Source organism: Paraburkholderia silvatlantica (genome assembly GCF_003096715.1).
GTDB classification, from domain to species: Bacteria; Pseudomonadota; Gammaproteobacteria; order Burkholderiales; family Burkholderiaceae; genus Paraburkholderia; species Paraburkholderia silvatlantica.
The window spans coordinates 189,684-204,917 of the sequence record NZ_QEOL01000001.1; the positions used below are offsets into that span (position 1 = coordinate 189,684).

Genomic DNA, 15,234 nt, shown 5'->3' on the forward strand with positions numbered 1-15,234 from the left:
GAGGGAAAGATGTCCGCAGCAACTGAAAGGAGTGAGGTGGCGCCGCGCCTCGTTTTTGCACGCAGCGAATACGACGCGCGCATCGCGAAGACGCGCCGCGCAATGCAGGACGAAGGCATCGATCTGCTGATCGTCACGGACCCGACCAACATGAACTGGCTGACGGGCTACGACGGCTGGTCGTTCTATGTCCACCAATGCGTGCTGCTGACCATGGACGGCGAACCCGTCTGGTTCGGTCGCGGCCAGGACGCGAACGGCGCAAAGCGCACGGCGTTCATGTCCCACGGAAACATCATCGGTTATCCTGATCATTACGTTCAGTCGCCTGTGCGCCACCCCATGGACTATCTGGGCACGGAAGTCATCGCCGCGCGCGGCTGGGACACGCTGCGCATCGGCGTGGAGATGGACAACTACTATTTCAGTGCGGCGGCCTACGCGTCGCTCCAGCGCCATTTGCCCGCGGCGCGCTGGGTGGACGCCACCGCGCTCGTGAACTGGCAACGCGCGGTGAAGTCGCCGCGCGAGATCGAGTACATGCGTGTCGCGGCGCGCATCGTCGAGAAGATGCACGCGCGCATTCTCGACGTGGTCGAGCCGGGCATGAGGAAGTGCGACCTCGTTGCGCAGATCTATGAAGCGGGCATCACGGGCGTGGACGGCCACGGCGGCGACTATCCCGCCATCGTGCCGCTGTTGCCCACCGGCGCCGACGCCGCTGCCCCGCACCTCACATGGGACGACTCGGCATTCACGGCGAACGCGGGCACCTTCTTCGAGATCGCGGGCTGCTACCACCGCTATCACTGCCCGCAGTCGCGCACGGTCTATCTCGGCAAGCCGCCCAAGCACTTTCTCGAGGCGGAGAAAGCCGTGGTGGAAGGCATCGAGGTGGGTCTCGCCGCCGCGAAGCCCGGCAACGTGTGCGAGGACATCGCCAATGCGTTCTTTGCGGTGCTGCGCAAATCGGGCATCGAAAAGAACAGCCGCTGCGGCTACCCCATCGGCGCGAGCTTTCCGCCCGACTGGGGCGAGCGCACCATGAGCCTGCGCCCCGGGGACCGCACCGTCCTCGAACCCGGCATGACGTTTCACTTCATGCCGGGCCTGTGGCTCGACGACTGGGGCCTCGAAATCACTGAAAGCATCCTGATTACCGAAACCGGCGTCGAAACGTTCTGCACCACGCCGCGCAAACTGTTCGTGAAGGAGTAGCGCCGATGCGTGCGTCACCGATTACGCCGACCGTCGATTACGACGCCAGTGGCGTGCAACACGGTTTCCTGAGGCTGCCTTATTCGCGCGACGATTCCGCGTGGGGCGCGATCATGATTCCGCTTACCGTGGTCAGGCACGGCGAGGGGCCGACCGTGCTGCTCACGGGCGGCAATCACGGCGACGAATACGAAGGGCCGATCGCGCTCGCCAAACTGGCGGGGTCGTTGCAGGCCGCGGACGTGAACGGCCGCGTGATCATCGTGCCGTACATGAACTATCCCGCGTTTCGTGCGGGCACGCGCACCTCGCCGGTCGACGCGGGCAATCTGAACCGCAGCTTTCCGGGGCGTCCCGACGGCAGCGTGACCGAAAAGATTGCCGACTACTTTCAACGCGAGTTGCTCGCGCGCGCGGATTACGTGCTCGACATTCACGCGGGCGGGCGCACGCTCGACTTCGTGCCGTTCGCGGCGATTCATGTGCTGCCCGACGGCGATCAGCAGGCGCGTTGCGAGCGTGCGATGCGTGCGTTCGGCGCGCCGTACTCCATGCGCATGCTGGAACTCGATAGCGTGGGGCTGTTCGACAGCGCCGTGGAGGAAGCGGGCAAGGTGTTCGTTTCGACCGAACTGGGCGGCGGCGGCACGTCCACCGCGCGGAGCGTGGCGATTGCGGATCGCGGCGTGCGCGGTTTTCTTGCGCACGCAGGCGTCATCGAGCGCAAGGCCGGCGAGCGCAGCGGCGGCCCGCGCACGACCACCTTGCTGGACATGCCCGACGGCACTTGCTACACCACGAGCGAGCATCGCGGCATGCTGGAGATGTGCCGCGATCTGGGCGATACCGTCGAGGCGGGCGAAGTGCTCGCGCGCGTGCACGACATCGACCGCACCGGCGCGCGCGCCGTGGAATATCGCGCGCGACGCGGGGGGCTGCTCGCAGCGCGCCATTTCCCGGGGCTCGTGCAGGCGGGCGATACCGTGGCCGTGGTTGCCGACGTCGTCGAACGCAACCTGCCCGTGGTGGCATGAACGCGCCGTGATCAAGCTCGACCGTTACGATCTGGCCATCCTGCGCATCCTCGAGCGCGACGGCCGCATCACGAAATCGAAGCTGGCCGAAGAGGTCAGTCTTTCCATTTCGCCGGCCTGGGAGCGCGTGCGCAAGCTCGAGGAAAGCGGCGTGATACGCGGCTATCACGCCGAGGTGGACTGGGTGGGCGCGATGCGTGGCAGCCGCATCGTCGTGGAGGTGACGCTATCGCGCCATACGGCGCCCGACATGCGGCGCTTCGAAGAGCGCGTGAGCGCAGCCGATGAAGTCATGCAGTGCTATGCCACGGGCGGCGGGGTCGACTACGTGCTGCACGTGATGGCGCGCGACATCGACCACTACCAGCGCTTTATCGACGCGCTGCTGATGGAGGATCTCGGCATCGAGCGCTACTTCACCTACATCGTGACGAAGGTGGTGAAGTGCACGCCCAACCACGCGCCTGCGTGGGCCCTCGAAAACGCGTGAATTTTTCGCGCTCGCGCGCGGCGGTTCCAAAAAAAGCGCAAGTGTACGGCACTGAAAACAAAAAAATTCGCGATGCCGCTCGCGTCAGAATGGATGGCATATCGACAGGTCTGACAAGGAGTAGACGAGATGCTGCCAGGACACCCCATTCTGTTCAAATCGCTGTGCTACGTGGACGGCCGCTGGGTGCATAGCGACAGCGCGGCCACCGTAGCCGTGCAGAACCCGGCGGACCAGTCGGTGATCGGCCACGTGCCCATGCTCGTACGGGCGCAGATCACCGGTGCAGTCGACGCCGCACAGCGCGCTTTCGAATCGTGGCGCTGGGTTTCGCAGGCAGAGCGCAGCGCGACGCTCATGCGCTGGCACGAACGGATCGTGCGCCATCAGGAGGATCTGGCGGCGCTGCTCTCGCTGGAGCAGGGCAAGCCGCTCGCCGAATCGCGCGGCGAAATCCGCTATGCGGCGAGCTTCGTCGAATGGTATGCGCACGAGGCGAAACGCCTGGCAGGCCGTACGATCCCCACGCACATCGACGGCGCGCATCTGGCCACGGTGATGGAACCGGTGGGCGTCGCGGCGCTCATCACGCCCTGGAATTTTCCGGTGGCGATGATCACGCGCAAGGCCGCCGCTGCGCTCGCAGCCGGCTGTACGGTCGTCGTGAAGCCCGCTCACGAAACGCCGTATTCGGCGCTCGCCCTGGCGCAGCTCGCGGAGGAGGCGGGCTTTCCGGCGGGCGTCTACAACGTGGTGCTCGGCGAGCCGCACATGGCGATGCAAACGCTGGTGAGCGACACGCGTGTGCGTGCCGTGAGTTTCACGGGGTCGACGCGGGTGGGCTCGCTCGTCACGCAGGCGGCGGCGCATGCGGGGATCAAGAAGGTGGCGCTGGAACTGGGCGGCAATGCGCCGTTCATTGTCACGGAAGACGCCGATCTCGACCAGTCCGTGAAGATTGCGGTGGGCGCGAAGTTCCAGACCTCGGGCCAGGACTGCTGCGCGGCGAACCGCATGTTCGTGGCGCGGCCGCTTTACGAAGCTTTCGTGGAGCGTTATGCGGCGGCGGTGCGCGCGCTCAAGACCGGACCGGCGTTCGAGAAAGACGTGGACGTGGGCCCGCTCATGCACCAGGCCGCGTTCGACAGCACGGCGGCGCGCGTGGCCGATGCACGCGAAAAGGGCGCGCGCATCGTCGCGGGCGGCCAGCCGCATGCGTTGGGCGGCTGGTACTACGAGCCCACCGTGATCGCCGATGCCGCGCCCGGCATGCGCGTGTACGACGAGGAAAACTTCGCGCCCATTTCGGCAGTCTGCGCGTTCGACACGCTCGACGAAGCGATCGCAAAGGCGAACGACACGGAGTATGGCCTCGCGGCCTACGTGTGCGCGACACGCATGGATACGATCTTCCGGTTGGTGCGGCGGCTCGACTTCGCGATGGTCTCGGTGAACGGCGTGAAGTTCACGGGCGCGCCCATTCCATTCGGCGGCATGAAGGCCTCGGGCCTTGGCCGCGAAGGCGGCGCGGAGGGTTTCGAGCCCTTCGTGGAAACCAAATATTTTTGTCTTGGCAATCTCGGCCTGCCGCTCGCGGCCATGGCCTGAACCGGAATCAGGAGGAGGACAACATGACTCAACGCATCGACGCACTTTTCGAGCAGGACCGCGCGCACTTCATGCACCCGTCCACGCACGCCTACGACCACGAGAGCGGCGCGCTGCCGGGCAAGATCGTGCGCGGCGGCAAGGGCATCCGCATCGAGGACCATCAGGGCAAGCAGTATATCGACGCGTTCGCGGGCCTTTACTGCGTGAACATCGGTTATGGCCGCACCGAAGTCGCCGACGCCATGTACGAGCAGGCAAAGCAGCTCGCCTACTATCACACCTACGTCGGACACTCGTCGGATGCGATCATCGGGCTGTCGTCGAGGATCATCGACTGGGCGCCGGCCGGCATGAAGAAGGTGTATTACGGCATGTCCGGTTCGGATGCGAACGAAACGCAGGTCAAGATCGTCTGGTACTACAACAACGTGCTGGGCCGTCCGAACAAGAAGAAGATCATCTCGCGCGATCGCGGCTATCACGGCTCGGGTATCGTCACGGGCAGCCTCACCGGCCTGCCGAGCTTCCATCAGCATTTCGATCTGCCGATCGAGCGCGTGAAGCATACGGTCTGCCCGCACTGGTATCGCAAGGCGCCCGCGGGCATGAACGAGGCACAGTTCGTCGCGTACTGCGTGGAAGAACTCGAAAAGCTGATCGCGCGCGAAGGCGCGGACACGGTCGCCGCGTTCATCGCCGAGCCGGTGATGGGCACCGGCGGCATCATCGAGCCGCCCAAAGGCTACTGGCCGGCCATCCAGGCGGTGCTGCGCAAGCACGACATCCTGCTGATCTCCGACGAGGTGGTGTGCGGCTTCGGGCGTCTGGGCTCGAAGATGGGCGCGCAGCACTTCGGTATCGAACCGGATCTCATCACCGTCGCGAAGGGCCTCACGAGCGCGTATGCGCCGCTTTCCGGCGTGATCGTGGGCGAGAAGGTCTGGGACGTGATTGCGCGCGGCTCGCAGGAACACGGGCCGATGGGGCACGGCTGGACCTATTCGGGGCACCCGGTATGTGCCGCCGCGGCGCTCGCCAATCTGGCGATCCTCGAGCGCGACAAGCTCGTGGAGAACGCCGCTCAGGTCGGCTCGTACTTCGGCGCGAAGCTGCGCGAGGCGTTCGGCGCGCATCCGCTCGTGGGCGAGGTGCGCAGCGTGGGCATGCTGGCGGCGCTGGAGTTCATGGCCGACAAGGAAGCGCGCAAGCCGTTCGACCCGGCGCTGAAGATCGGGCCGAAGGTTTCGGCGGCGGCGCTGCAGCGCGGCGTGATCGCGCGCGCCATGCCTCATGGCGACATCCTGGGCTTTGCCCCGCCACTCGTCATGACGCGCGCAGAGGCCGACGAAATCGTCGGCATCGTCAAGCAGGCCGTGGACGAGGTGGCCGAGCGCACTCTGGTGGCGGGATGAGCGGCGAAGCGTGCCTCAACCATTGACGGTTCGATGCCACGAGCCGCCGTACGCCAGTACGGCGGCTCTTTTGTTCCCGTTTTGTTCCCGCAGGGCTTGCAAAGGTGTTGCTTTTCGGTCGCTTGCGTTTGCGCAACAGGCCGTGAAACCGTTGCCTGACAAGGCTCAAAGGTGCGTGGTTCTGGTGCGCGGCATTTTGCCACCACATTGACGCACGCGCATGGTGTGACAATGCGTCGAGATCTTAAAAAATGGTAAAGAAGGAGTCGTTCGATGCTCTCACCCGTCGCAGGATCGGCTATCGTCGTGCGCCAAAGCAGCCGTGCTCCTCTCACCGCAGCGCAGCCCAGCGCACGCTGCTCGGGGTGCGCCATGCGCCATCTTTGCATGCCGCAAGGGCTGCCAACCGAAGAACTGCCGAAGCTCGAGGCGCTGATCTGCGCGGCGCGCAAGGTGCGCCGCGGCGAGGCGCTCTACCGCTCGGGCGACCGCTTCGACAGCCTGTACGCGGTACGCTCCGGCTCGCTCAAGACGCTGATCGTCAACCGCGACGGCCGCGAGCAGATCACCGGGCTGCGTCTCGCGGGCGACGCGCTGGGGCTCGACGGCATCGCCACCGACGTGCACGCGTTCAGCGCCGTTGCGCTCGAAGACAGTTCGATCTGCACGCTTCCCTACGCCGCGCTCAAGACCTTGTGCCGCGAAAGCGGCACGATGCAGGACCGGCTGCATCGGCTCATGGGCGACCAGTTCAACCAGGAAGCCTCGCAGATGATGGTGCTGGGCTCGCTCACCGCCGAAGAACGCGTGGCGGCCTTCCTGCTCGACGTGTCGTCGCGCAACTGGCAGCGCGGTTATTCGCAGGCGGAATTCCGTCTGCGCATGTCGCGCGAGGACATGGGCAGCTACCTGGGCATCACGCTCGAAACGGTGAGCCGGATCTTGTCGCGCTTCCAGAAGCGCGGCCTGATCGACGCCCAAGGCAAGCTGATTCGCATCTGCGATATCGAAGGGCTGCAGACGGTTTGAGCGGGCCGCTGGCGCAGCAGCCATCGAACCTCCGATGACTGCCGCAGCCAGCCTCTTTTTACTTCTCGTCGAGACCCAGCCCAGGCAGGCGATGCGTGCCTTCGAGCTGGACTGCATGCAGCAGATGCGGATCCACGTCGAGCGCGCTCAGGATCGTCGGTGCGACCTGGGTCGTGAAGACGTAGTGGTCGTCGCTGCGGCCGGCGTGGCGAATGCCGGGGAACGACACGACGAGACCCAGATGGCTGTCGTCGGGCGCGTTGCCGCCGTGCTCCTCATCCTTCGCCGTGCTCGACGTATAGATTACGCCCGGGTTCGGCTGGACGACGATGTCCGGCGTGCGGCCGTTCGACGGATTGCCGAACCAGTCCGCGAGGCGGTCGCCGGTGAGGATGTACGCCTGCGGGCCGTCTGCGCAGATGCCCGGCGCATTACAGCTCAGGTTCGCCTGCAGCGTCTTGACCACGGCGTCCTTCTGGCTCTGGTCGCGCAGCCAGATCAGACCCACGTCGTCGGTCTGCACCATGCCCGTGCCCGAGAGGCCCGAACCGTCGTTCAGGTTGCCCGTCTTCGTGTTGTTCTGGCCGAAGTTGCCGTTCGGGTCCAGATAGTTGTTGGCCTCGAGCAGCTTCGTGAGCGTGTCGCCGTTCTTCACCAGCTTCGAGTGATCGGTCGGCGACTGGCCGTGCTTGGCCGTCACGATGATGAGCGTCGACGAGTAGAGATTGCGCTGCTTCAGTTCCTGCACGACGCGGCCAAGCGAGTTGTCCAGGTAGGTGATGGCGGCGGCGACCTGCGGGCCCGGCGTGAAGTCGGCGTCGAGATATCCGCCTTGTTTCGCCACCGGCGACTTCTGCGCGACGCTAAGCGTCTGGAAGTTCGTGCCGAACATCGTGGGCACCGGCGCGCTCGTCTTGCCCGTCGAATCGAGGCCATCGATTTCGTTGATCAGCGCCTGCACGTGGATGTCGTCGAAGACTTCGGTGTGCGTGTAGGTATCCAGATAATTCGTGCCCGTCCTGGGGTCGATCGAATTGATCTCGGTGCGCGCCAGATCGTCCACGCCCTTGCCCGAAGGCCCGTTCACCCAGTCATAGCCCCACGCATGTTTGTCCGCCCACGCGGTGCGCGCGCCGTGGATGTTCTGCTTGATCACTTCGAAGACGGTGTTCGTCTTGATGTAATTATGCGGGTACACGGGCGTGCAAACGCCATTGACCTTCGCATAGGGAATGGCCTGCGGATTGAACGCGCCGCCGCCGTCGAGGTGGACCAGCGCACCGCCGTTCTCTCCATCGATGCCGGTCGTCTCGTCGAACACGACGTTCCAGCCTTGCGGGCCCTTGCAGTGAGAATCGAGCGGTGCGTAGAGCGTACGGTCATATGACACGTCATAGAAAAGGCCCGCGCTCTTCGGCGAGCCGCCCGTCACCAGCGCCGTGAGGCCAGGGAACGAGTCGGACAGATGCGGCGTGTGGGCGTTCGTGTAGGTCACGCCAGACTTCGCGAGCAGCGCGAGATTGGGGCAGGCATTGCTGCCGATGCAGCGGGCCACGTCCTGTTCATGCAGACCGTCGAAACTGATGAGCAGGACATGCTTTACATCCTTCATGTCGCCTGCATAAGCCGTCGAGTGCACACCCGCAAGTGCCATGGCACTCGCGCCAACGACTGCGCCTAACCGCGACCACCGGGTCGTATTCTCCATCATTCACCTCGTTTTTGTATTGCATTGGGGGGAACTGCGAGGGACTTGCGCACAGCCCGAGCAATGTGGGGCAGGAAGGCGAATCTCTCGTGACGCCCTGCTTTCATCTCGCCGTCAGTTGTTATCAGTTGTTGCAAGACACGTTCGCGACGTGCGAGGCGAGGGTTTTCGCGGGTGTAAACTCCTCCATTCGAGTGTTTGCAGTCCGCTTTGCAGCGCTCGTTTTTCAGCTCGTTAATAGTGAGTTCCATTCAGCCCATTCCGGGCAACACATAATCGAATCCAGAGGGAACGTCATGCCAAAGGATGAAATCGTCTGGGGCATCCTGGGTACATCGAAGATCAACGACAAGGTCGTCGTGCCCATGCGCCATGCACCGAAGTGCCGCGTAAAAGCGATTGCTTCGCGTTCAGCAGAAAAGGCCCAGGCTGCCGCGGCGAAATATGGTCTCGCGCACGCGTACGACAGTTACGAGGCGCTGCTGGCAGACCCGGAAATCGATGCGGTTTATATTCCGTTGCCCAATCACCTTCATGTGGAGTGGACGATCAAGGCCGTCGAGGCGGGCAAGCATGTGCTATGCGAGAAGCCGATCGGGCTCGACGCGCAACAGGCGCAACGATTGATCGCGGCGCGCGACAAGAGCGGGCGGTATATCCAGGAAGCTTTCATGGTGCGCACGCATCCACAGTGGCTAAAGGTGCGGGCGTTGATCGAAGAAGGCGCGATTGGCGAATTGCGGGCGGTGACCGGCGGCTTCACTTACTACAACACCAATGCGCAGGACATTCGCAACCATGGCGAAATGGGCGGAGGCGGCTTGCTGGATATCGGCTGTTATCCCATCACGACGTCGCGCCTCATTCTCGGGCGTGAGCCGAAGCGCGTGGTCGCGCTGATGGAGCGCGACCCGTCGTTCGCCGTGGACCGCCTTGGCTCCGTGCTGATGGACTTCGACGGCGTGCAAGCGAGCTTCTTTTACTCCACTCAGACCCATCCTTACCAGCGCATGCAGTTTCACGGCACGACCGGGCGAGTCGAGGTCGAGATTCCATTCAACGCGCCCAATGACCGGCCTACGCGGCTTTTATTGAGCAGGCAGGGAGAAGCGGATCGCTGGCTGGAACTGCCGGTATGCGATCAATACGGCGTGGCAGCGGCGGTATTCGCCGAGGCGATTTTGAACGGCGCGCCCCAGGCGATTGCGCTGGAAGACGCCTGCGCAAACATGCGCGTGATCGATGCCGTGTTCCGTTCGGCCCGATCGGGCGCGTGGGAGCGCATCGCTTGACGTCGAAGCGCCGCGGGTGGGTTCAACGGCCCCTGGTTGGAGCCGCACCCGCCTTGCGGCTCTTCACATGGTCGATGAATGCGCGCAGCTTGGGCATGATCTGCCGGCGGCTCGGGTAGCAGAGAAACACGCCGGGCAGCATCGGCGCGTAGGCGTCGAGCACGCGCACGAGTTTGCCCGCTTGCACCGCGTCGGAAACCATCGGCTCGGGGAGCTGCGCGAGGCCGATGCCTTCGAGCGCCGCGCCCATCATGGTCGGGAAGTCGCTCGCGATCAGCGGCCCGGAGACGACGATCTCCACGGCGTGCCCATGGTCGTCGAATGACCAGGAGGCCAGTGCGCCGCTGGAACGCCGCCAGCGCAGGCATGCGTGCTGGCGCAGATCGCCGGTGTGGCGGGGCCGTTTGTTGCCGGAAAAATAGGCAGGATTACCGACGACAACGAGACGAAACGGCGGTGTCAGCGGCACCGCCACCATGTCGGCGGCGACGAGATGACCGAGCCGGATGCCGGCATCGAAGCCTTCCGCCGCGAGATCGACCACTTCCTTGCTCACGGCGATTTCCACCTCTACTTCGGGATAAGCCTGGCAGAACGAAGCGAGCAGCGGCTCGAGCAGAAGCGGGACGACCGCGCGCGGCACGGAGAGCCGCAACAGACCCGTAGGGCGCTGGCCGAGATCGCGCGCGGCTTCGCTGGCGGCGACCAGTTCCTCGAAGGCGGGCTTGGCGCGCGAAAGAAACCGGTCGCCGGCTTCGGTCAGGCCGACGCTACGCGTGGTGCGCACGAAAAGCGCCGCGCCGATGCGCTCTTCGAGCACACGCACCGCCTGGCTGATAGCCGAAGGCGTCACCCCGAGGTCCGCTGCCGCCTTGCGAAAGCTGCGGTGCCTGGCTACGCACAGGAACGCCTCCACGCCATCGAGCGCACCTTGCCTGACTGTGAAGTTCTGCTTCATGACGCATCAACATTGTGATGAATAGTCGCTCGCGGGAATCGATGGTACACCTAACGTGCCAGCCGATGTCTGGAACATTTTCGGACTCGCCGATTTCGCCGTGGCCGTGACCTTGGGGAGGCTCACGGCGCCCGGCCGGTTCCAGCTGATTGCGCCGGATAGGCCGAGCCTCAACGCGGGTACCTGGCCGTATGTATTGACGCCCGCGTTCGTCGTGCCCAGCTCGATCCTGTTGCATGCGCTTTCGCTGCGGCAACTGTTCCGGCGTCGCGCCGCATGATCGCTCTTCATTTCATCCGCACATTGCAAAGCACCTGACAGGAGGCAACATGTCACCGGAATCGATCTTTCGCTTGCATCTCGCGCTCGGGTATGTCGCGTGGCTCCTTTGTTTTACCGTGTACATCTGGCCCCGACTCAAGTCGATGGACGCATTCGACGCACAGCGCGCGATCGCCACGCTGCACAGCTTCCGCTTCTTCGGGCTGGTCTTCATGCTGTCGGGCGTCGTGAGTCCGGACCTGCCCGCGAGTTTCGCCGTGCCCACGGCCTATGGGGACCTCGCAACGGGTGCGCTGGCCATGCTGGCGCTACTCGCGGCGAGAAAGCGTCCAGTCTTCTGGTTTTTCGTCGTGGCGTTCAATCTCGTAGGCACAGTGGATCTGGCTCTCGCCTACTACCACGCCATCCAGGCCGGCGTTTCTGTGCATGTGGGAGAACTGGGCGCAACGTACGTGATTCCCGTGATCGTCGTGCCGCTGCTGGCGATTACGCATGGCGCCGCCTTTTATTTGCTGCTGCGTCCGCAGAGCAAGGCTGCCGCACACAGGGAATCCGCCGCGAGCCATGATTCGTTTCGCAGGACCGCCCGCTAACGCTTCGTGCACCTCGAACGCTGGGCGGCGAATTCACTGGACAGAGGCCGGGCGGCGTTGCTTTAATAAGCAGCCGTTCCTTCGCCACGCAACCGGGTTCAGGAGACAACACAGTGGACAAAGCTGCCGATCCGATCCTGCAGGTGCTGCACCAATACAAAGCCGCGGTATTGGCCAAAGACGTCGATGCGTTCGTCGCGCTGTACGACCCGGACATCCTGGCCTTCGACATGTGGGGCGCCTGGACGTACGAGGGGATCGCGTCATGGCGGAACATGGTGGAGGGCTGGTTCGGTTCGCTGGGCACCGACCGCGTGATCGTGGACTTCAGCGAGGCGCAGACCGCTGTCTCCGGGGACCTCGCCGTGGTCCATGCCTTCGTGACCTACAAAGCGGTGGCGGCGGACGGCGACGCATTGCGCTCGATGGACAATCGCATGACCGCGACGCTCAGGCAAACGGGCGAGGGCTGGAAGATTTTCCACCAGCATTCGTCCTCGCCAATCGATCCCGCGACGACCGAGGTCATTTTCAAACGTTAGGGCCTGTTCACATTCATAACGGGCCCTAACCGCTGCAAAGCAAAATGCCCGGCACGCGGTCGGGCATTTCAGGCGGCGCATGACGGGCGCGAGCGGCCCGCCATGCCGTTACTGCTGCGCCTTGCCAGGCACCTGTTGCCCGCGCAACGAGCATCCCTTCGTCTCGATCACGAAGAACAGTGCGATGGCGCCCACCGCGCACGCGGCCATCATGTAGTAGGCCGGAACGAGCGGGCTGCCGGTCTTGTCCACGAGCCAGTCGCTCACGATCGGCGCGGTGCCGCCGAACAGCGAGGTCGAGACGTTGTAGGCAATCGCCATCCCCGCATAACGCACGTGCGTCGGGAACATGGCGGGGAACATCGCCGAGATGGTCGCGAGCTGCGGCGCATAGAGCAGCCCGAGCACGGCGAAGCCGATCAGCGCGCCGCCCACGCCGTGGCGCATCAGCAGGAACATCGGCACGGCGGCAACGAACAGCCCGACGAGCGAGAACCACCAGAGCGTCTTGCGGCCCACATGATCCGAGAGCCGGCCCGCGAACGGCAGCAAGGCCATCATCGTGAGCATGCCGATGAGCGGAATGAGCAGCGACATGTTCTCGCTCACGCCCAGTTCCTTGTGCATGTACGTGGGCATGTACGCGAGCAGCACGTAGTTCACGACATTGAGCGCGACCACGAGCCCGCCCAGCAGCACGAGCGGCACGCGATGCTCGCGCAGCAGCGTGCGCAGCGAAATGGCCGGGCGCTCCCGCTCCTGTTGTTCGAACTTCTCTTCCATCTCGCGGAACACGGGCGTGTCTTCGATGCGCGAACGCAGATAGAAACCGATCAAGCCCAGCGGTGCCGCGACGAGGAACGGCAGACGCCAGCCCCACGCATGCATCGCATCGTTGCCGAGCGCAAGCGACGCCGCGAGCATCAGCAATGCGCCCAGCGAAAAGCCGGCCAGCGTGGCGAACTCGAGGAAACTCCCGCAGAAGCCGCGCCGCGCGTCGGGCGCGTATTCGGCCATGAAGGTGGCCGCGCCGCCATATTCGCCGCCGGTGGAGAAGCCCTGGATCATGCGCAATACGATGAGCGCGGCGGGGGCGATCCAGCCTGCTTTCGCATAGGTCGGCAGAAGGCCCACGAGCAGCGTGGCGCCCGACATCAGCAGCACGGTCAGCGCGAGCACTTTCTTGCGCCCGAAGCGGTCACCGAGCGGCCCCCAGAACAGGCCGCCGAGCGGGCGAATCAGAAATGAAATCGCAAAGGTGCCGAGCGCGAACAGCGTGGCGCTTGCCGTGCTGCCCGGAAACAGTGCCGCGGAGATATAGGCGAGCCCGTAGGCGTAGATGCCATAGTCGAACCACTCGGTTGCATTGCCGAGCGCAGCGGCGGTAATGGCGCGGCGTGGCAGCGTGTGCGCGCTACCGGCGGGGGCGGCGTGCTGGTCGTGGTCGGGAGTTGACGTGTCGTCCCATAGGGACCGGCCCGGCGTGGGGGAATGCCAAGTTTCGGCGAATCGCATAAGACGTCCTCTTGTCAGGAACCGCGGCCCGAATGGCGCGCTTGAGCGATCAAGTTAGTCCCGTCAATTTCCGTTTCCGATGTCATAGGACGATTTCGCATCGGGACTTTCCCTGCCTGCGCATCACGAGTACCCGCACGAGCACCCGTCGCACGGGTGCGGTGGCGATTTTTGACCGCTTTCCGGATTTGCACGCGAGCGATTGGCAGCAACATTTGCCGTTCCTGGGGTGGTTGACCCGTTTCGGGGTTCGCCCGCCAGGGCTGTTGCCATGCACAAAAGTTGACTTCCATGGCATGGGAATCGGCCCAGGACTAACCCGAATGCAAGAAAGTATCAGTCTGCGGTCTGATTTTCAGTGGTGGATGCGCGCCGCGGCGGGTAATTTTCCGGTCATGGCGGCGCGCGGTCTGAGGCCAGGTCCAGCGTATGCGCGAGCAGCCGTCGCAAAACAAGAAGAAACCCGTGCAGGAGGAGTCGAGATGCAAACCTTTGGGGCAGCCGCGGCGCACACGAGCGCGCCTTGCGCCACACATTCCCAGCCTGACCTCGAACTGGTCGCCGTGCCGCGCGACGAGTCGTTCAAGGTCTGGTCGCACGGCTACCCCTATCGGACGGTGCGCTGGCACTTCCATCCCGAGTACGAGATCCATCTCATCACCGCGACCACGGGCAAGTATTTCGTGGGCGATTTCATCGGCAGCTTCGCGCCCGGCAATCTCGTGATGATCGGCCCGAACCTGCCGCACAACTGGGTAAGCAGCGTGCCGCACGACGAGCCGGTGGACGAACGGTGTCTCGTCCTCCAGTTCGATGCGGATTTCATCGCCCGCGCGATCAATGCGTTTCCCGAATTCAGGCGCGTTCAGGCGCTGCTCGACGCCTCGTGCTGGGGGCTGCTGTTCACGCCGGAAACGGGCGCGGCCGCCGAGCCGATCCTGCGCGAGATGCTGGGCGCACAAGGCATGCGGCGTGTCACGCTCTTCATCGATTTGCTCGACCTGCTCGTGCAAAGCGGGGAGCCCGCGGCGCTCGCAAGCGAGGCGTATCGCGCCGACCCGGCCCGCTATGCCGGTACGCGCATCAATCACGTGCTCGCCTTCATCGGCAAGAATCTTTCGCAGGAGCTGCGCGAAACGGAGCTGGCCGAACTGGCCGGGCAGAGCGTCAGCGCATTCTCGCGCTATTTCCGCCGCCATACGGGCGTGTCGTTCGTGCGCTACGTGAATCAGTTGCGCATCAATCTGGCGTGCCAGCTGCTGATGTCGGGCGAACTGAACATCACGAACATCTGTTATCAGGTGGGCTTCAACAACCTCTCGAATTTCAACCGCCAGTTCCTGTTGATCAAGGAAATGTCGCCGTCGCGCTGGCGATCGTATCAGCGCCTGAATGCCGCGAGCGCGGCCAGCAAGAGCGAAGCCGTGTACGGCGCGCCTGCGATCGGCTAGCGGACCGCCCAGCAAGAGACATTCAAACTCAAACGCAGTGCGCATTTCGGGTATTGCGCAGGACGAACTTACGCGTTCACAAGGCAGCACGACAGCACC

At 64.2% G+C, this 15,234-nt stretch carries 14 protein-coding genes; 11 read left to right on the forward strand and 3 right to left on the reverse strand.

Annotated features, from left to right (window positions below):
• Positions 1–9 precede the first annotated feature (9 nt).
• The 6 genes from doeA (at position 10) to C7411_RS00900 (ending at position 6,794) form a co-directional block, all read left to right on the forward strand.
• Positions 10–1,218 carry an ectoine hydrolase DoeA gene (doeA, locus tag C7411_RS00875; protein ID WP_110382688.1) on the forward strand — a complete coding sequence of 403 codons (1,209 nt, stop codon included), beginning with the start codon at positions 10–12 and terminating at the stop codon, positions 1,216–1,218.
• Between the two features lie 5 nt (positions 1,219–1,223).
• A complete protein-coding gene (doeB, locus tag C7411_RS00880; protein ID WP_110382689.1) occupies positions 1,224–2,252 on the forward strand; it encodes a N(2)-acetyl-L-2,4-diaminobutanoate deacetylase DoeB in 1,029 nt (342 codons plus the stop codon).
• 7 nt (positions 2,253–2,259) lie between these two features.
• On the forward strand, positions 2,260–2,742 hold the full coding sequence (locus tag C7411_RS00885) for an Lrp/AsnC family transcriptional regulator (protein WP_110382690.1): 483 nt from the start codon (positions 2,260–2,262) through the stop codon (positions 2,740–2,742).
• 129 nt (positions 2,743–2,871) lie between these two features.
• A complete protein-coding gene (locus C7411_RS00890; RefSeq protein ID WP_110382691.1) occupies positions 2,872–4,350 on the forward strand; it encodes an NAD-dependent succinate-semialdehyde dehydrogenase in 1,479 nt (492 codons plus the stop codon).
• Between the two features lie 23 nt (positions 4,351–4,373).
• On the forward strand, positions 4,374–5,765 hold the full coding sequence (locus C7411_RS00895) for an aspartate aminotransferase family protein (RefSeq protein ID WP_110382692.1): 1,392 nt from the start codon (positions 4,374–4,376) through the stop codon (positions 5,763–5,765).
• A gap of 273 nt (positions 5,766–6,038) precedes the next feature.
• Positions 6,039–6,794, forward strand: coding sequence for a helix-turn-helix domain-containing protein (locus tag C7411_RS00900; protein WP_110382693.1), 756 nt, complete (start codon positions 6,039–6,041; stop codon positions 6,792–6,794).
• A 58-nt stretch (positions 6,795–6,852) separates the two neighbouring features.
• Here the strand turns inward: C7411_RS00900 and C7411_RS00905 are convergent, their stop codons facing one another.
• Entirely contained in the window at positions 6,853–8,502 is a 1,650-nt protein-coding gene (locus tag C7411_RS00905) for an alkaline phosphatase family protein (protein WP_110382694.1), read from the reverse strand.
• 296 nt (positions 8,503–8,798) lie between these two features.
• Between C7411_RS00905 and C7411_RS00910 the strand changes: the two genes are divergently transcribed.
• Entirely contained in the window at positions 8,799–9,794 is a 996-nt protein-coding gene (locus C7411_RS00910; RefSeq protein ID WP_110382695.1) for a Gfo/Idh/MocA family protein, read from the forward strand.
• 22 nt (positions 9,795–9,816) lie between these two features.
• Here C7411_RS00910 and C7411_RS00915 read toward each other — a convergent pair whose 3' ends face one another.
• Positions 9,817–10,752: a LysR family transcriptional regulator gene (locus tag C7411_RS00915; RefSeq protein WP_110382696.1), complete on the reverse strand. Its 936-nt coding sequence runs from the start codon at positions 10,750–10,752 to the stop codon at positions 9,817–9,819.
• 55 nt (positions 10,753–10,807) lie between these two features.
• Here C7411_RS00915 and C7411_RS00920 point away from each other — a divergent pair, with 55 nt between their 5' ends.
• The 3 genes from C7411_RS00920 to C7411_RS00930 all read left to right on the forward strand — a co-directional run bounded on the left by C7411_RS00920 (position 10,808) and on the right by C7411_RS00930 (position 12,169).
• Positions 10,808–11,032, forward strand: a complete 225-nt coding sequence (locus C7411_RS00920) for a hypothetical protein (protein ID WP_243412995.1) — start codon at positions 10,808–10,810, stop codon at positions 11,030–11,032.
• Between the two features lie 49 nt (positions 11,033–11,081).
• Positions 11,082–11,627 (forward strand): hypothetical protein, encoded by a 546-nt coding sequence (locus C7411_RS00925; RefSeq protein ID WP_110382697.1) that lies wholly within the window; start codon positions 11,082–11,084, stop codon positions 11,625–11,627.
• 113 nt (positions 11,628–11,740) lie between these two features.
• Positions 11,741–12,169 (forward strand): YybH family protein, encoded by a 429-nt coding sequence (locus tag C7411_RS00930; RefSeq protein WP_110382698.1) that lies wholly within the window; start codon positions 11,741–11,743, stop codon positions 12,167–12,169.
• 108 nt (positions 12,170–12,277) lie between these two features.
• Here C7411_RS00930 and C7411_RS00935 read toward each other — a convergent pair whose 3' ends face one another.
• Complete coding sequence (locus tag C7411_RS00935) at positions 12,278–13,684, reverse strand: MFS transporter (protein WP_110382699.1); 1,407 nt, start codon at positions 13,682–13,684, stop codon at positions 12,278–12,280.
• Positions 13,685–14,166: 482 nt separating this feature from the next.
• Here C7411_RS00935 and C7411_RS00940 point away from each other — a divergent pair, with 482 nt between their 5' ends.
• Entirely contained in the window at positions 14,167–15,135 is a 969-nt protein-coding gene (locus C7411_RS00940; protein WP_110382700.1) for an AraC family transcriptional regulator, read from the forward strand.
• The last annotated feature ends 99 nt before the right edge of the window (positions 15,136–15,234 follow it).